At 58.2% G+C, this 18333-nt stretch carries 12 protein-coding genes; 4 read left to right on the top strand and 8 right to left on the bottom strand.

The window, feature by feature from the left end; genetic code table 11:
* Nucleotides 1-4 precede the first annotated feature (4 nt).
* From HU755_RS14725 to HU755_RS14695, 7 genes are all read right to left on the bottom strand, one after another.
* Entirely contained in the window at nucleotides 5-1432 is a 1428-nt protein-coding gene (locus HU755_RS14725; RefSeq protein ID WP_186633798.1) for a di-heme oxidoredictase family protein, read from the bottom strand.
* 317 nt (nucleotides 1433-1749) lie between these two features.
* Entirely contained in the window at nucleotides 1750-3102 is a 1353-nt protein-coding gene (locus HU755_RS14720) for an imelysin family protein (RefSeq protein ID WP_186550088.1), read from the bottom strand.
* Between the two features lie 195 nt (nucleotides 3103-3297).
* Nucleotides 3298-5349, bottom strand: a complete 2052-nt coding sequence (locus HU755_RS14715; protein ID WP_186550090.1) for a bifunctional diguanylate cyclase/phosphodiesterase — start codon at nucleotides 5347-5349, stop codon at nucleotides 3298-3300.
* 467 nt (nucleotides 5350-5816) lie between these two features.
* Nucleotides 5817-10478 (bottom strand): RHS repeat domain-containing protein, encoded by a 4662-nt coding sequence (locus HU755_RS14710; protein WP_186633795.1) that lies wholly within the window; start codon nucleotides 10476-10478, stop codon nucleotides 5817-5819.
* Nucleotides 10479-10738: 260 nt separating this feature from the next.
* Nucleotides 10739-11335, bottom strand: a complete 597-nt coding sequence (locus tag HU755_RS14705) for a superoxide dismutase (protein WP_016773431.1) — start codon at nucleotides 11333-11335, stop codon at nucleotides 10739-10741.
* 176 nt (nucleotides 11336-11511) lie between these two features.
* The gene (locus HU755_RS14700) at nucleotides 11512-12114 is read right to left on the bottom strand and encodes a LysE/ArgO family amino acid transporter (RefSeq protein ID WP_186622285.1); all 603 of its coding nucleotides are present in this window, start codon (nucleotides 12112-12114) and stop codon (nucleotides 11512-11514) included.
* 5 nt (nucleotides 12115-12119) lie between these two features.
* On the bottom strand, nucleotides 12120-12521 hold the full coding sequence (locus HU755_RS14695) for an ACT domain-containing protein (protein ID WP_186633793.1): 402 nt from the start codon (nucleotides 12519-12521) through the stop codon (nucleotides 12120-12122).
* Nucleotides 12522-12615: 94 nt separating this feature from the next.
* Between HU755_RS14695 and HU755_RS14690 the strand changes: the two genes are divergently transcribed.
* The 4 genes from HU755_RS14690 (at nucleotide 12616) to HU755_RS14675 (ending at nucleotide 16683) form a co-directional block, all read left to right on the top strand.
* Nucleotides 12616-13503 carry a LysR family transcriptional regulator ArgP gene (locus HU755_RS14690; RefSeq protein WP_186633790.1) on the top strand — a complete coding sequence of 296 codons (888 nt, stop codon included), beginning with the start codon at nucleotides 12616-12618 and terminating at the stop codon, nucleotides 13501-13503.
* 106 nt (nucleotides 13504-13609) lie between these two features.
* Nucleotides 13610-14602, top strand: a complete 993-nt coding sequence (locus HU755_RS14685) for an NAD(P)-dependent oxidoreductase (protein WP_186633788.1) — start codon at nucleotides 13610-13612, stop codon at nucleotides 14600-14602.
* 126 nt (nucleotides 14603-14728) lie between these two features.
* Nucleotides 14729-15586: an ATPase gene (locus tag HU755_RS14680; protein ID WP_186633785.1), complete on the top strand. Its 858-nt coding sequence runs from the start codon at nucleotides 14729-14731 to the stop codon at nucleotides 15584-15586.
* Nucleotides 15587-15834: 248 nt separating this feature from the next.
* A complete protein-coding gene (locus HU755_RS14675) occupies nucleotides 15835-16683 on the top strand; it encodes a cache domain-containing protein (protein WP_186622293.1) in 849 nt (282 codons plus the stop codon).
* Between the two features lie 128 nt (nucleotides 16684-16811).
* Here the strand turns inward: HU755_RS14675 and HU755_RS14670 are convergent, their stop codons facing one another.
* Nucleotides 16812-18329, bottom strand: coding sequence for a DHA2 family efflux MFS transporter permease subunit (locus HU755_RS14670; RefSeq protein ID WP_186633782.1), 1518 nt, complete (start codon nucleotides 18327-18329; stop codon nucleotides 16812-16814).
* Nucleotides 18330-18333: the final 4 nt, after the last annotated feature.

Raw genomic sequence — 18333 nt, 5'->3', positions numbered from 1 at the left:
GAATTTAAAGTGAGTTCAGAAACGCCAGCAGCGCAGCGCGTTGCTCGGCATTGAAAGACAAAACCTGTTGCTGCGCCGCCGTCGCTTCGCCGCCATGCCACAGCACGGCTTCGAGCAGATTGCGGGCGCGACCGTCATGCAAGAATTGCGTGTGGCCACTGACCGCTTGCGTCAGGCCGATCCCCCACAACGGCGGCGTGCGCCAGTCGCGGCCGGAGGCCTGGAATTCACTGCGGTGATCGGCCAGACCTTCGCCCATGTCATGCAGCAGCAAATCGCTGTACGGACGAATCACCTGATTGGCCAGTTCCGGTTCGGCGGCATTGGCGGCGGTGGTGTATTTCGGCGTATGGCACGACTGGCAACCCGCCTGGAAGAACAGATTCTTGCCGGCCAGCACCTGCGGGTTGCCGACGCCACGGCGCGCCGGGACCGCCAGGTTGCGGCTGTAGAACAGCACCAGCCGCAGGATGTTATCGCTGACTTCCGGTTCGCCGTCCGGGCCGTTGCCGTTCGGCGCCTGTTTGCAGGCGGTTTGCGCGTCGGTGCAGTCGTCGAACGGCCGCAGGCTGGTGGTCAGGCCCATGTCACCAGAGAACGCATGAACGTTCTGTTGATTGAGGTTCGGTTGTCCGGCCTTCCAGCCGAATCGACCGATGACGGTTTTCTGTAACTGATCATCCCAGACCCGGTTGGGCCGACCGTTGATGCCGTTTTTCGCTTTGGCCTGGGCAGCGGCGTTGGCAAGGATCGCGTCTTCCGGGATGGCTTCGAGCAGGCCCAGGCCGATCATCGGCGGCGCGACCCGCGCGGAGAAACGTGTGTCCGGGTGCATCGGACCGTAACCGAGCTGAGTGATCTGCAGCGTCGGCTTGCGCAGCTCGATCTCGGTGCCATCCTTGAAGCGCACCGGCACCGGCGTGTAGTCGACCCGCACTTTGCCTTCCGGGGCGACACCGGGCACGGCCATGTCCTGGAACTGTCCGCCATAGACCGGCTCCGGCACCACGCCGAGCTGCTCGATGACCTTGGCATAGGGCGGCGCGTCGGGAATCGACAGGCGCACCAGCATCGACACCGCATTGGTTGCATCAGGTGCGGGCGGATGACCGCGACCGTCCTTGATGTGACAGTTCTGGCAGGCGTTGGTGTTGAAGAGTGGGCCGAGACCGTCGCGCGCAGTGGTGGTCGATGGCGCGATCACCCAAGGGCTGCGAAAGAAGCTGTTGCCGACACTGAAATCCACCCGCCGCGACGGCGGCAGGTTGGCCGAGGGCAGGGAGAAGGCGTTCTGATCGCTCTTGCGCACGGTCGCTGCGCCGCCCGAACGCGCTTCGCCGGGCTCGGCCTCGGTAAAGCGCGGGGCGTCATCGCAGGCACTCAGGCCCAGGGCCAGCAACAGTGCGGACAAGCGAAGCGGCAACGACGGCATCAGACATCCTGCAAACGGGCGAAAACAAAGGCGCAAAGTCTAACAGGGCGAGGGGGATTGAATAAGAGGAATTATCGTTTGCTTGATACAACGCAAATCTGCAGACCGATGTAAAACCCCTGTAGGAGTGAGCCTGCTCGCGATAGCGGTGTCTCAGTTACGAATTCATCAACTGACAGTCTCCTATCGCGAGCAGGCTCACTCCTACAGGGGGCGATGAACATCAGACATTTAGTGGTGATCCCACAAGGATCAGTGGTGCGGCAGGTATGAAAAAGGCGACCCGAAGGTCGCCTCTTTTGACGCGCACGCTTCGATCAGAACTCGTGATCGGCGTTGTCCGGGTTCAGGTCGCTGATGCCCAGTTTGCCAGCCGCGGCTTCGATCGAGCCGGTCTGCTTGACCAATGCGGCGATGGCGTCGCGAACGATCTGGTTGCCAGCGGTGTTGCCGGCAGCGATCAACTGGTCGTAATGCTCACCCTTGTTGGCGTGATCGACCATGACCTGGATTTTCGCTTCGGTCGCGGCCAGATCGGCTTTCAGTGCGCTGTCGGCGGCCGGGTCGGCCTTGGCCACCAGCGACGACAGGCTGGCGCCGGTCAGCTTGGTGCCGTCCACACGGGTGTACTCGCCCAGATAAACGTTACGGATACCCTTGGCGTCGTAGAAGTGCGAGTAGTGGGTGTTGTCGCTGAAGCAATCCTGTTCGTCTTCAGGCGAGTTGGCTTCCAGGGAAACCTTCATGCGCTCGCCGGCCAGTTCACCCAGCGACAGGCTGCCCATGCCGAAAAGCATTTTGCGCAGGCCGCTTTCGCCAGGCTCGGCTTCCAGGGTGGCGCGATAGTTGTCGGCCACGTTCGGTTTCCAGTTGCCGACCATTTCTTCCAGATCGCTGACCAGCAGTTGGGTCACGGCTTTGAGATAGGCACGACGACGTTCGTTGTGACCGCCAGTGGCGCCGGCGCCTTCCAGGTAGTCCGAGGCCGGACGGTTGCCAGCGCCAGGGCCGGTGCCGTTGAGGTCCTGGCCCCAGAGCAGGAATTCGATGGCGTGGTAGCCGGTGGCGACGTTGGCTTCGGAGCCGCCCAGCTCGTTGAGGCTGGCGAGTTTCTCCGCGGTGATGTCTTTGACGTCGACCTTGTCTTCGCCGACCTGGACTTCGGTGTTGGCGATGATGTTGGCGGTGGCACCCGGGTTACCCAGTGCGTGCTCGTAGGATTTGTCGACGTAGTCGATCAGGCCTTCGTCCAGCGGCCAGGCGTTAACCTGACCTTCCCAATCGTCAATGATGGTGTTGCCGAAACGGAACACTTCGCTTTGCAGATACGGTACGCGTGCGGCGACCCAGGCAGCCTTGGCGGCTTTCAGGGTGTCGGCGTTCGGTTTGGCGAGGAACGCGTCGATGGCGCTCTGCAGGGTTTTCGCGGTGGATTCGGCATCGCTGTAGACGGCGAAGACCATGTCGGCGTAGTGCGCGACCACAGCCTTGGCCGCGGCGTCGTCGACTTTACCGGCAGCAGGAGCAGGCGTAGCGGCAGGGGCTGGAGCAGCGCTGCTGGAAGCCGGCGTCATCTCTGAGGCTTTTTCTTTGTCCTTGCCTTCGCCGCAACCGGCGAGGGAAATAGCGATGGCCAGCAGACTGGCGGTAGCCAGAGGCATACGAATCATGGCGAACATCCTGCTTCGGTAGTTGAGTGGACTGGCGCCGGGGGCGCGCAAAACTGCGACATAATGCAAATCTTTCGCATTATGTGTAAAGGGAGTGTCTGGAAATATTTCTTATTTGCGCTTAAAGATCAAAAGATCGCAGCCTCGTTGCCCTGTAGGAACTGTCGAGTGAAACGAGGCTGCGATCTTCTGCTTTTATAAAATAGCCGCATTGCTGCGTTGGGCCTGCTTGAGATAAGCCGTCAGCTCTCGCGCCGGCAACGGTTTGCTGTAGTGATAACCCTGACCTTCATGGCAACCTTCGGAAATGATGTAAGACTCCTGCTCCGCGGTTTCCACGCCTTCGGCAATCACCTGCATGCCCAGACTCTTGCCCAGTTGAATGATCGCGCGAACGATGGTCGCGTCATCGTCGTCATCGAGCAGATCCTGGACGAAGCTCTTGTCGATCTTGATCTTGTCCAGCGGCAGGCTTTTCAGATAGCTCAACGATGAATAGCCAGTGCCGAAGTCATCGATGGCGATCAACGCACCGGAGCGGCGCAGGCTCAGCAGGTGCTGGGCGGCGGTGGTGATGTCTTCCATCAGGCCGGTTTCGGTGACTTCCAGTTCGAGGCTGCGCGGCGGCAGGCGGTACATCTGCAGCAGGTTGTTGACCACTCGCGGCAGCTCGGCGTGATGCAGTTGCACGGTCGACAGGTTGACCGCCATGCGCAGGTCGACAAAGCCCTGGTCGTGCCAGTCGCGCAATTGCTTGCAAGCCTGGTCGAGCACCCATTCGCCGATGGCAATGATGGTGCCGTTCTGTTCGGCCAACGGAATGAACAGGTCCGGCGGTACCAGGCCATGTTCCGGGTGCTGCCAGCGGATCAGCGCCTCGACGCCGACCACGCGGTGATCGCGGTAGCTGATCTGAGGCTGATAGACGAGATAGAACTGGTCGCGGATCAACGCATCGCGCAGGTCTTTTTCCAGTTCACGGCGGCGACGCATCTCGCTGTCGACGCTGGCGATGTAAAACTGATAGCGATTGCGCGACCGGGTCTTGGCCAGCGTCATGGTCTGCTCGGCTTTTTGCAACAGCTTCTCGGTACTGTCGCCGTCCTCCGGAAACAGGGTGATGCCAATGGTCGCGCGCAGGCGGATCTCCTGATGGTCGAGGGCAAACGGTGCCTCAAGGTCATCGAGAATACTTTGTGCCAGTTCGGCGGCTTCGTACGGCTGCTCAATGTCGGCCTGCACCAGCGCGAACTGGTCGCCACCGAGGCGGGCGAGGGCGCCCAGGCGTCCGCTGTGGGCGCGCAGCCGATCGGCCAGGGCCAGCAGCAATTGATCGCCGGTCTGGTAGCTGAACTGCTCGTTGATGCCCTTGAAATCATCCAGCCCCACGCACAGCACGGCGACGCGTCGTTGCAGCTTGCCGGCGTCGACCAGAATCTTGTCCAGTTGCTGCTGCAATTGCTGGCGGTTCGGCAGACCGGTGAGGAAGTCGTACTGGGCCATGCGCAGCAGGCTGTTTTCCGCCTCGTGGCGCAGATGGGTGTTGCGTTCGATGGACTCGAGCAACTGGTTGGCGGTGTTGATCCACAGTCCCAACTCGTTTTTTTCGTGGCCCTTGATCTGTGGAATCTTGTGTTCGCTGGGGCGATCCGGATTGATCTCGGTGAGGTGCTCGATGATGCGCGACAGCGGTTTGGTCAGCAGCCAGTGATAGACCAGATACAACACCAGCCCCAGGGCCAGCGCGCGCAATACCCCGGAAATGAAAATGATCACCGAGCTGACGATGAATCCTTCGCCATAGGTGGCGGTGTCGAGGGTGATGCTCAGGTCGCCGTAATACTCGCTGTACGGCCCGCGCCCCACCAATTGGGTGGTGAAGGTGCGTTCCTGGCCGAGAATAAGGTCGGTCAGCCAGCGGCTGTTGGAATGCTGCAGGTCGCGGGATTTCTGCGCGAGCATGGCTTCGTTGGGATGGCCGATGGACGCCTGACGCACTGCATCATCCTGAAACAGGCCTTCGATCACCTGCATGCCCATTTCCCGGTCCAGGCTGTAAACGGCCTGGGTCGAGGGATCGCGGAACATGTCGAGGATACGTTCGGCGTCGCCGGCCACCGCCTGGCGGGTTTTATAGGCATCGAACACAATTTGCGCGCAGCTCAAGACTACGCCGACGATCAATGCCGACAGGAGCACGACCCGGAGCAACTTCACCGACAAGCTGTTCTTGAGTTCCAGCTTCAAAGGGGTATTCCTTGTTCCGTGCGGGTAGCGTCAAGTTGCCATGAGTATTGGCAATCCCGGGGTAGCAGTCAAAGGGACAATCGGGCCCTGGAAAGATTGCCTGTGGCTGAGGGCGAATTGCTGCTGTCTGGAGTATTAGCCCTATTCGTACTATGTCGGTCGTTTTGGCCTTCAACTTGAGCGGCGGAGGACAATTTTTCCTCTGGATTGATGTTAGTCATCTGTGGCACGGCAGCAAGCGGCGCGTGGCTGCTTTTATCCCGCGACCACCACAACCGCCTGCCGCAGTTACTGCAAGGATCGCTGGCATAAAAAAACACCCTGCGAAGCGTAGCCTTCGCAGGGTGTGTGGAGGACCGTCTGATTAACTTGGCTATGGCCGGTTTGGGCCTGGCACCTTCTGGTCGACGTGCCTTGCTCGCGTATGCAAATTAATCAGGTTGCCGCCCCGGAGCGCGGCGGGTCGATCAATGGACCTTGAGCCAGAGCGATTGCCAGTGACCATTAGGCAACCAGGTGCCGTTACCGAGGAACGAGTTGACTTCATTGGCGGTGCCCGCCTCTTCGAAGTAATCGGTCAGTCCCAAAACCCCCGTGACAGCGAAAGTGAGAGTATTGAGGTCGCCAAAGCCAAACGACTCGGGCAGTGCTTTATAGGTTTTGGTGTTGAACGGGAAGGGCTCTTTCAGGCGAAGGGAGGCGATCGGGTCCATATTCTTGGGTAATTCGACTAGTTCCTTGGAGAGTATTTTTCTGGCCGGTGACAGGGTTGCCATCCGTGCATAAACGTTCTTGCCGACTGCGCCTGTAGTATTGCCAATATAGCGAACGAACTGCGCTGCCTTCTGAGCTAACTTCGCTGCGAACATTGCCCCACCTATGGCCACTCCAAAAGCCAGAGACGCCCAGCCCAATGCTGAGGCCAATTCAGGATTGCTGCCAGCAACGATTTCAGAGGCGATGGCCAGACCTGCCGAAACAACGGCAAAGGCGACTGAAGCGGCATACAGCAGCAACGATGCTCCCCCCGTCATAACAGCTGTCAATACACCAATGGAGGTGAAGATGATGGTGGAGATCAAACTGCCGTTCTCCCCTAAAGACAACGGGCCTGGAACTCTATCGCCCCATATCTTGCTCAGGGATTTACTGGCATCGAAGGAGTGACCACTTGGATCGCTGAAATTGATGGGGTCCCCACCCGCGCAGTAACCATGTGTATGTGGGCCGCCTTTGCCAAAGGGGCTGTCTTTGTCCCAAGCGTTGAACTGTCGTGTCACCGGGTTGAGATAGCGGTATCCGGCGCCCAGAGGATAGTGGTGGTTAATGTCGTCGTAAAACTCTCCCTTGGCGCCTAATAGGGACTCCGAATCTTCAACGAATTGTTCGCCATAAGAGGTATAGGCGTGAAATTTCGTGGTGCCAGCCTGCACGTCGCAGGTAACCCACACGGTGCCATCCTGCTCACGCCACTCGAGCAACGTTCTCTCCACACCAGAACGTCTGACCCGTTGGACGGTGCACGCGGCGCTGCCCGCCTCCAGACGCCGGTTGCTGTCGCCATCCCCCAGCGCATAATCTCCTGTGATCTGGAATTCGTTATACAACGTCTGACGCTGTTCCTGACCATGGTCATAGGTCATCAGACGGTTACTCGGGTCGTAGCTATAGCGGGTACTGCCTGCTTGTATCAGGCGCCCAAGCCAGTCATAAGTGTATTTTTTACCGGTTTGATCCTGGGTGACCCGGCCAGCCCTGTCATAGCTCAAGGTCGCAGAGGGAGGATAGTCCGCATGGCTGTTTTTGATCGTTTGCAGGCGACTATTGCTGGAAGCGTCGTAAGTGTAGGTGGCGGTATTTTGCCCCCCGACAAAGGTCGTGATGCATTTGATGACATTCCCCAGTCCATCATAGGTAAATGCCTCTTTCTCGATCTTTTTCTTTTTCGGAGTCAGAGGACAGCAGACGCCTGTCGTCTGGCATGACTTAAGCCGCCCACCGGCGCTATACGAGAAGCTGCGAGATCCCAGGATTTGGCTACCGTTTTTCAATTGCACCGATCTGAGCTGTCCACCGGCGTAGTAGGTGGACACTATTTCCAGGCTGACCTGGATGTTTCCAGCGGGCTGGAAGAGGCGGCTGATTTCACGTTGTTGAGAATCATAGGTGTAACTGACGTCTACGTTCGCGCCCGAGCCATCCGGGAAACTGATGCTCTCCGCACTCAATTCCCCCATTTCCGTGTAAGAGCAAAGCAAAGCGAGATCGTCGCTGTCGCTTCGAAAACGTCGTGCCTTGTCATCGTAGATAAAATTGGCCGTTTTGCCCAAGGCATCCGTCGCACTGAGCAAGCGTCCCGCCAGTGAAAAGCGGGAGGACACCGTTCTGCTTTCGCCAGGTTGGACTTGCACACGCTGCTCGATAACACGCAACTTTTCGTCATGAATAGACTCAAGACGGCTCTCTGCTTCACTTGCTGTAGACCGTTGCTGGTTTGCGGAGGCATACGTGAAGATTTGCTGTTGGCCGTCCTGAGTGCCGACTTTCTTCAGCTTATTGCCCAACTCCTTGATGTATTCATTTTGCAGGATAACGCCGTCAGCAGTGGTGCTCGAGGCAGGCACCGGGCTGGCACCATCGTAGGTAAAAGTTTCAGTAGCAGTTCCTCGGGTTATAGAGGTTGTACGACCCCAATTATCTAAAGTTCGTTGACCCAATACGTATTTTTTGGCACCGAGTATGAACTCTATACTGGCCGGCTCGTCGCTGGAGAAAGTTTCAGCGTAGGTATATTGATAAGCATGATTAAGGGTTGGCGGAAGCAACCCGTTGTCTATTTCGGTATGAGTTTCTTTCAATAAGCGTGAAGCGTCGTCATAAGTGTAATTAATGGTAGTGACGCCGAAATCTCCTTGGGTCCTCAGGTGTTGCAGTAAATTGTTATTTGTATAAGTAGCAGTCTGGGTCTGGAAGACCTTGCCATCCTGCCCGAACCACTCGATTTTCTTGATCGTGTCATCTGGGTTGTAAGTGGTGACTTTCCGATGCTTGTCGGACGCTTTACCACTCCACTCGGTCCGAGTCATGGCTATCGGGTCATACTGATTGAATGTTTGCAGCCCACCGTTATGGATCCGGCCGGCCGGCTCATTCCATTCGTTATATATTGGATGGCTCCATTCCTCGATTTGTCCATCGAACCGTTGGTAATCGTATTGAATGCTTACTGCCTCACGACCGAGTTCGTCGTATTCAATTTGTTTTGTGAGTTGTCGAGCGCCTGCGGAAGTGAACTCATACTCCCTCACAACACGATCTCGTCCGTCGTATTCGCTTAAATGAACCACGCCGTCGGGCCCGGTGACGCTGATGTGCCCGCGAGCCGGATAGGCGTAAGTCGTAACTTGTTTATACGTTGTGCTTTGTGCGCATAAGGTATGAGTCTTTAATCTTCCAAACGCATCATAGTCGTATTCGGCGCGATTGCCGTCCGTGTCTGTTTGCTGGATAAGCCGGCCACTTAAAATGCTTTGTGTCTGTGATGAAGTGCGCGCGACACTACCAGATCGCTGAGTGGTCACGGTAGTTAATGTGGAGTTGTCGATGCCGTCGAGAGTGTACTCAAAAAAGATATCCGGTTCCGAAACTGAACCACGTCGGCGCGAAACCTGCTTTTTCTGCCCTTTGCGAAAGTCGTCGTCTTCGAAGTAAATAATGTGTTGCTGGGTTCGAAACCCTGACGGGGGGGCGGAAATTTCAACAATGTCTGTGAGTTTTTGTTCGCTAATGCCGTTGATGCTTTTATATGAGTACTGTTTTAGTGATATGGCTGGCGAAAGCAGGGTTGTCGAAAAAATCTGCTCTTCCTTCAAAAGACTGGACGGGAATTTTTCGGTACCAGAATACCTGAAATTTTTTCGCGTGCCGCGTTGTATGTTATTCGTCAGGGCGCCGTCGTTATTGAAGGTGTTGTAGATGGAAATGGTTCGGCTTTTGTTATTTTGTGTGTAAGTGATTGTGCGTTCATTGTCTATTATGGGAGTCGCGGAAATTTTATATTTGGTTGCGGTTTTGGAGGATTTATAAGTTGTTGTCTCTGAGATGATTTCGTTACTTTTATTGTCGTAATTGTACGTTGTGGTTTTTGGGTCGTCGGAAGAGCCTTCCGTTTTTGTTGTTGTGTAAAAACTGTCGCTCGAATTTCTGTCATACCGAAAATTGGCAAGAACTGGACTGCCACCGCCATTGGGGCGGCGACGATGCAGGTTGACACAGGGCAGTGCCGATAACGTGGGATTGTCCGGAAACGTAAGCCCGTCGTCGCTGTACACCAGTTCGTCCACCAGGCCGTGCCAATCGTTAAATCTCGTGAGTAGCCAGCCCGCGGACTCATGGTCCAGATAGTCAAAACTGGCGTTGATGTCATCCGCCAGTGCCACAGACTTCAGGGCATAGTTTTCGATGGTGAGTTGATAACGAAGTGTTTCGGCGGGATCATCAGGCCAGTAGGTAATAATCGCAGGTGTGATGGCTGTTTCTGCGTTTTCATCAGCGAGCGTATATTCAATCTTGAGGAGCGTGCGAGTTTTGTCTTGAATGCTCTTGAGCATTATCTGATAGTAGGTTTTGTCGTCTATCAGATGAGGCGTGGCAATCCAGTCGAATGTCAGATAATTATACCCGTCAGTTGTCAGCGAGTAGGGCAGATAAAAAAGCGTGTCCCCCAGTTTTTTCAATACTTCCGTTCTGCCGCCCTTGCGTTCAACAGTTAGCGTGTCGTCGTTTTGCCACTCCACGATAACAGTAGGCTGCTTCTCATTTTTATTCTTCTCGATAGCGAGCGTTTCCCCGCTGTTAAGGGTTAGTTTTTTATGCTCTTCACTGTAAATGGCGAAACTGAATTCCCAGCCATCCCCTAATGCAAACATGTTGTTGGTCAATGGGCTATAAAATAAACCCATTTCGCACGAAGGGCCGAAGCCGGCATTTCCGGTCACGGGGGGCATTTTTAAATAAGCCTCGAATAGCCCGGTGCGGGTATTGACCATATTGAATTGTTGCGTGGTCGCGTTGAATATCGGTTCGCTTTCGTAATCGGCTGGATCTTTGCCCATCGGATTATGCGCCATGATTAATCTCCTTATAACTGATGTCCTGAATGCCGGGCAGCTATGAGATCCCAAAGTACGCAAGTCTTTGGCGCGGCGTAACTGTAAAATCTGACAGGTTTTTATAGTTTTTCGCGATTAAAGTTTCGTTTCCCTTTTCTATTCGGGAGGCGGGTACGCCTGAGTGTCGTTATCCAGGCATAAAAAAATCCGGACTCCCATCGGGATCCGGATTTTTTATGCCTACGGATTATTCAAATAATCACGTGCGGCCCTGGAGCTTAAGCGGTGAAGGTTTTGCCTTCGAACTGCTCAGCAACGAACTTCCAGTTGACCAGGTTCCAGAACGCTTCAACGTACTTCGGACGCAGGTTGCGGTAGTCGATGTAGTAAGCGTGTTCCCAGACGTCGCAGGTCAGCAACGGGGTGTCGCCGCTGGTCAGCGGGTTGCCGGCGCCGATGGTGCTGGCCAGGGCCAGGGAACCGTCAGCCTTTTTCACCAGCCAGCCCCAGCCGGAACCGAAGGTGCCGATCGAGGTTTTGCTGAACTCTTCCTTGAACTTGTCGAACGAACCGAAGGCTGCGTTGATGGCATCTGCCAGTGCGCCGGTTGGCTGACCGCCGGCGTTTGGCGCCAGGCAGTTCCAGTAGAAGGTGTGGTTCCAGACCTGAGCGGCGTTGTTGAAGATGCCGCCCGAGGAAGTCTTGACGATTTCTTCCAGGGTCTTGCCTTCGAACTCAGTGCCTGGCACCAGGTTGTTCAGGTTCACGACGTAGGTGTTGTGGTGCTTGTCGTGGTGAAATTCCAGGGTTTCCTTGGAAATGTGCGGCTGCAGGGCATCGTGTGCGTAAGGCAGCGGCGGCAATTCGAAAGCCATGATGATTCTCCTAATCAGGTCTGTTGCGGTGAGCGCAAGGCCGATCACGGGCGGCCAGAAATGCACCGGCGAGTTTTTACTCTTTGCGGCGCAGGGTTCGGATCATAGCACCGGGGTTGCGGCTTAACCACGCAACAACTGTGTGGGATAGAGGTTCCAGAGCGCTTTGGAATAAATCACGAGGCCAATATCAACTGTCCCGCAACCGTGAACATCATCAGTGCCACGAGCAGATCGAGGATGCGCCAGGTACTCGGGCGGGCCAGCCACGGCGCCAGCCATGCCGCGCCCAGTGCCAAGGTGAAAAACCACAGAAGCGAAGCGCTCGCCGCACCGACCACATAAGCGCCGGGCACCGATTGCTGCGCGCCAAGCGAGCCGATCAGCAATACCGTATCGAGATAAACGTGGGGGTTGAGCAATGTCACCGCCAAAGCGCTGAGCATGACTGCGCGCAGCGAGCGCACGGTCTGGTTTTCGCCTTGCTCAAGGCTCTGTTTCGCGCAGGCCCGACGCAGTGCCTGGCTGCCATACCAGATCAGAAACGCCGCGCCGCCCCAGCGGGCAATCGCCAGCAATGTCGGATTCTGCGCCAGGATCGTCGCCAAACCGAACACCCCGGCGGCGACCAGCAACGCATCACACACAACGCACAGCGCCGCCACCGGCAGGTGGTGCTCGCGGCGCAGGCTCTGGGCAAGCACAAAAGCGTTCTGCGTGCCGATCGCCATGATCAGCCCGAACGCCACCAACAGACCGTTCACATAGCTTTGCCACATAAGGTTCACTCCGCGTTCGCTGAGAGGTCGCGCAGCACGTGCATGGCGCGTTCGGCGTCGGCCTGGCCGACAAATAAATGGTCGTGGTAGTAACCGGCGATCACGTTGCAGCTGATGCCAGCCTTGCCCAATGCCGTGGCGAAAGCGGCGGTCAGGCCCACCGCTTGCAGCGCCGAATGCACGTTCAAGGTGATCCACGCGGCGACGTAGTCGAAGCTCAAACCGGCCTGTTCGGCGTCGGATCGCTTGAGAATGACCGTCAGGCCTTCCTGTTCACGGAAGCTGCCGATGAGCTCCAGGCCGGTTGGCAACTGAGCGTCGGGCAAGGTGCAAAACACATATTCACCACTGTTGAGTTGCGGGCTCATGCTGCACAGCAGCGTTGAGAGTGAAGTTTCGCCGGCCATGAAAGGAATCCTTGAGAGAGTGCTTGCTGGCTATTCTCTGGGCGATCGCTGTATAAGAAAAACCAATATTGATGATCGCCCATTAGGAAAACTGATGTTCGACTACAAATTGCTTTCCGCCCTGGCCGCGGTGGTCGAGCAAGCCGGTTTCGAACGGGCCGCGCAGGTCCTCGGCCTGTCGCAATCGGCGATCTCACAGCGGATCAAACTGCTCGAAGCACGTGTCGGTCAGCCGGTGCTGATTCGCGGCACGCCTCCGGCGCCAACCGAGATCGGCCGGCGCCTGCTCAACCACGTGCAACAGGTGCGTTTGCTTGAGCGTGACTTGCAGACGCTGGTGCCGGCACTCGACGAAGAGGGGCTGCCGGAGCGTTTGCGCATCGCCTTGAACGCCGACAGCCTGGCGACGTGGTGGGCGCAAGCCGTGGGCGACTTTTGCGCGCAACAGCATTTGCTGCTCGACCTGATCGTCGAGGACCAGACCGTCGGCCTCAAACGCATGCGTGCTGGCGAAGTGGCCGCCTGCCTGTGTGCCAGCGAACGGCCGGTGGCCGGCGCCCGCAGCGTGTTGCTCGGGGCGATGCGTTATCGCGCGCTGGCCAGCCCGGCGTTCATCGAACGGCATTTTCCCGAGGGCGTGCGCGCTGAACAGTTGCCACGCACCCCGGCACTGGTGTTCGGCCCGGACGACTTTCTACAGCATCGTTACCTCGCTGCCCTCGGCGTGGATGGCGCTTTCGAACATCATTTGTGCCCGTCCTCGGAGGGTTTCATCCGCCTGACGGAAGCCGGGCTCGGCTGGGGGCTGGTGCCGGAGCTGCAAGTGCGCGAGCAACTTCAACGCGGCGTGCTGCGCGAATTGTTGCCAGATAAACCGATCGATGTGCCGTTGTACTGGCATCATTGGCGCAACGGCGGGCAGTTGCTCAACCAACTGACCGAGCAATTGGTGCGCTCATCCAAGCAATGGCTAGTGGCTTGAAGGCAGCTGCGAGCGTCAAGCTGCAAGCGGCAAGCAAAGCGCTCGCGCACCGTTTCAACTTGCAGCTGAAAGCTCGTAGCTTGCAGCTGCTTTCCTGGAGTTTTTGATGAAAATTTTGGTTACCGGCGCAAGCGGCTTCATTGGCGGACGCTTCGCGCGTTTCGCTTTGGAGCAGGGCCTGGAGGTGCGGGTCAACGGTCGCCGGGCCGAGAGTGTCGAGCACCTGGTGCGCCGTGGCGCCGAGTTCGTCCCCGGTGACTTGACCGATGCGGGGCTGGCGCGCGATCTGTGCAGCGACGTCGACGCCGTGGTGCATTGTGCCGGCGCCGTTGGGCTGTGGGGCCGTTACGAAGATTTTCATCAGGGCAACGTGCAAGTCACCGAAAACATTGTCGAGGCGTGCCTGAAGCGACGGGTGCGGCGCCTGGTGCACCTGTCGTCACCGTCGATCTATTTCGATGGCCGCGACCACTTCAATCTGACCGAAGAACAAGTGCCCAAGCGCTTCAGGCATCCTTATGCGGCGACCAAATACCTGGCGGAACAAAAGGTGTTCGGCGCGCAGGAATTCGGCCTCGAAACCATTGCCTTGCGCCCGCGCTTCGTCACCGGTGCCGGCGACATGAGCATCTTTCCGCGCCTGCTGAACATGCAGCGCAAGGGCCGACTGGCGATCATCGGCAATGGCTTGAACAAAGTCGATTTCACCAGCGTACAGAACCTCAACGAAGCCATGCTCAGCAGTCTGCTGGCCGCAGGCTCGGCGTTGGGCAAGGCCTACAACATCAGCAACGGCGCGCCGGTGCCGCTGTGGGATGTGGTCAATTACGTGATGCGCAGGATGGAGGTGCCACAGGTCAGCCGGTATCGATCCTACGCGCTGGCCTACAGCGTCGCGGCGCTCAACGAAGGCGCGTGCAAACTGTGGCCGGGGCGTTCGGAGCCGACGCTGTCGCGGCTGGGCATGCAGGTCATGCACAAAAATTTCACCCTCGACATCAGCCGCGCCCGGCATTATCTGGATTACGATCCGAAAGTCAGCCTGTGGACGGCCCTCGACGAGTTCTGCGGCTGGTGGAAAGCCCAGGACGTTCGCTGAAACCGGTTGAAACGAATCGGCTGGCCGGCAATGAACCGCGCCGCCGGTTGGGGGTCAATGCCTGCGGCTGCGGCGGTTATACTTCGCAGCATTTAGCCATCACCGCGTTTCACAAAGGTTGCCTCAATGTCCATGCGTAACGATGCCCACGACGACGATTTCGATAACGTGCCGAGCCTGCGCGCCGACCCCTTCGACGACGATGACATTGCGCCCGACGCACGTACCGCCGTGCGCTCGCGCAGCGCGCCTGTGGTCAAGGTCAAGGCCGCCAGTACCGGGCCGCTGTGGGCACTGGTTGGGGCGCTGTTCTTCGCTTTCGTCGGCCTGGCGTGGTGGAGCTTCCAGCAGATTTCCCTGATGGAGCAGCAACTGGTTGCGACCCAGGAAAGCTTTGCGCGCATCAGCGAAGAAGCGGCCGGACGTCTGCAGGATATTTCCGGCAAGGTCGTGGCCAGCCAGACCAACGTCACCAGCGACAGCGAAGCGTTGAAATTGCAGATCAGGCAACTCGAGGGCAAGCTGCTTGATCAGAGCAAACAGCAGCAGGGCGTGGCCGGGCAGGCCAGCGATCTGGACAAGCGCCTGGCGCAGATGACCGCGCAGACCACCGAACAGCAGAACGCCAATGCTCAATTGCAGGCACAGGTCAAAGCGCTCAGCGCCGAACTGGCGGCGATCAAAAGCACCCCGGCCGATACCAGCAAGGTCGATGCGCAGTTGAAAGCCTTCGACGTGCAATTCAAGAGCCTTGGCGCCGATATCGCCGCGCTGAAGAAGCAGGGCAATCCAAGTGCAGCGATTGATCGTCTGGAGCAGGACATCGTCGTGCTCAAAAGCCAGCAAGACAACCGCCCGGCGGCTGCGCCGGGGGGCGGCAATACGGCTGAGTTCGATGCGTTCCGTGCGCAGATGACGCGCAACCTCAATACGTTGCAGGCGCAGATTCAGAATTTGCAGCAGCAGATCAACGCCCGCCCGTAAGGACTGATCCGTTGTCTGGGGGGCTTTGTGGCGAGGGGATTTATCCCCGCTGGGCTGCGAAGCAGCGCCCAGGCCTGTCACCGCCACCGTTAAGGCAAACGCGTCAGCCGGATTGCGACGGCTGCGCCGCCGAACGGGGATGAATCCCCTCGCCACAGAGGGCGGCAACTTCTGGATTCATCTTCAACTGCCGTCCAACCCCAAGCCGTCTACGCTCTTGAAACACCAACAAGAACGAGGGATGCGCTATGGGGTTTTTGCATAAAGTGGCTTGGCTCGGCCTGATGCTGCTCGCCGGTTTTGGCCAGGCCAGCGCCGCGACCACCGACAAGAACGACAGCCAGGCCGCCATCGCCTTGCTGGAAAAAGCCCTGGCTTACTATCACGAAAACGGCGACAAGGCCTTTGCCGCGTTCAGCCGTCAGGGGGAGTTCGTCGACAAGGATCGCTACGTGTTCGTGCTCGACACCAAAGGCGTCATGCTCGCCAGCGGCGGACCGTCGTCGGCGTTGATTGGCCGCGATGTCAGCGAAGTGCTCGGGCCGGATCTGCAAAAAGCTTTCAAGGAGGCGCTGAAAGTGCCGGAAGGCAACGGCATTCAACAGGCCGAGTACCGTTGGCAAAACTGGGCCGACGGCAAGGTCGAGCGCAAACATGTGTTTTATCAGCGTGTCGGCCAGCGGATTCTGGCGGTGGGCTATTACCTGCCACGGGCTTCTGCCGAACAGGCCAGGGCGTTGCTGGATAAAGCCGCGACGGATCTCACCAAGGACGAGAAGGGCACGCTGATCGCGATCAACTCGCTCAAGGGCGGTTACTTGCAAGATGATCTGTATGTGTTCGTCGTCGACCTCAACACTCGGCGTTACGTTGCTCACGGCACCAACCTGCGCTTGATCAACACCGACTTCGGCAAGGTCAAGGATCCGCAAGGCAAACCGGTGGGCGAGCCGATTCTGGCGTTGATCGGCAAGCAGGATGAAGGCGAATACGAATACCGCTGGAACAACCCGGTGACGGGCAAGGTCGAGGACAAGCATGCGTACTTGAAAAAGGTCGGGCATTTCCTCGTCGCGGTGGGTTACTACAGCCCTTGAGCGAAACACCTTACCCTGTGGGAGCGGGCTTGCTCGCGAAGGCGGTGTGTCATTCAGCAATGATGTCAGCTGACACGACGCCTTCGCGAGCAAGCCCGCTCCCGCAAGGGTTTTGCGGGGGGCGGCAATTATTTCGCGCCGTGCTCGCGCCCGCGCAGCAGATTGTTCGGCATGGCAATGGCCGCCGCCAGACCGAGCAGCGACACCGCCGCGCTGACGCACAGCAAATGCCGGAACGTCACCAGCAGTTCCGCGCGCAAGGCGTTCTGCGCATCGCCGGGCGCAGCGTTGAGGCCGTCCAGCAGGACGTTGCCCGAATGCCCTTCGCTCATCAGCGAACTGCCTGCCAGTTGAGCAAAGCCTGAGTCCTGCAGCAGCGCCAGTAACAGCGCCGACATCAGCGCCACGCCCACCGCGCCGCCCAGTGAGCGGAACAGGTTGGTGGTGCTGGTCGCCACGCCAATGTCGCGTTGCTCCACCGAATTCTGCGTGCCGACCAGCGAGGTCGGGAACTGCATGCCGCCGGCAATGCCGCTGAGCAACATGAACAAGCCGCTGAGCAGCGTCGCCTCTGGCGCACTGAAAGCCATGCCGAGAATCGAGATCGGCATCAGGATCGCGCCGCTGAGGATCTGTGGTTTGTAGCGACCGGTGATCGAGGTGCGGCGACCGGCAAAATAGGCGCCGATCGGCAGCCCCATCGCCAACGGCAGCAAGTGCAGTGCCGCGCTGTCCGCGCCAGCACCGGTGACGCTTTGAAAGCGCAGGGGCATCAACACGATTAATGAAATCGCCTGGAAACTGGTGAAGAAAATCGTGCACCAGCACAGCAGGGCGTTGCGGTTGGCAAACAGGTGCATCGGCAACAAAGGTTCCCGCGCCCGCCGTTCGTGCCAGACAAATACCGCCAGGACCAGCACCGCACAGGCCAGCAATCCGAGCACTTCACGGCTGCGCCACGAATGTCCCTGACCGACCTCGGTGATACCGAGCAGCAATGCCGTCAGGCCGATGATCATCAGCACCGTGCCGAGGTAATCGATCACCGGTTTGCGCTGCGGAATCGGCAAGCCGCGCAGGTTACGCCGCGCCACCCACCAGGCGCCGAGGCCCAGCGGCAGGTTGATCAGAAACACCCAGCGCCACGACAGGTATTCGGTCATGTAACCGCCCAGCACCGGGCCGGCCACGCTGGCCACCGCGTACATGCTGCTGAAGTAGCCCTGATAGCGTCCGCGTTCACGCGGCGGCACGATGTCGCCGATGATCGCCTGACTCACCGAAATCATCCCGCCGGCGCCGATGCCCTGAACAATTCGCGCCAGCACCAATTGCTCCATGCTTTGCGCCATGCCACAGAGCAGCGAGGCGAGGGTGAACAGCCCCATGCCGAACAGCATCAGTTTGCGTCGCCCGTACAAGTCGCCGAGCTTGCCGTAGATCGGCACTGCCACCGTCATCGCCACCATGTACCCGGAAATCACCCAGGCCAGCAGGCTGACGTCCTTGAATTGCGCGGAAATGGCCGGCATCGATACGGCGACGATGGTCTGGTCCAGCGCGCCGAGAAAGATCGCCATCATCAGCGCGACCAGCACGCTGCGAATGGCCGGTTTAGGCGTTTCAGGCTGATTGAGAGTGGTCACGGAA

This window comes from Pseudomonas sp. SWRI111 (genome assembly GCF_014268555.1).
GTDB lineage: Bacteria > Pseudomonadota > Gammaproteobacteria > Pseudomonadales > Pseudomonadaceae > Aquipseudomonas > Aquipseudomonas hamedanensis.
The sequence above is the reverse complement of the archived record's forward strand: the minus strand, read 5'-3'. Positions and strand labels throughout refer to the sequence as shown.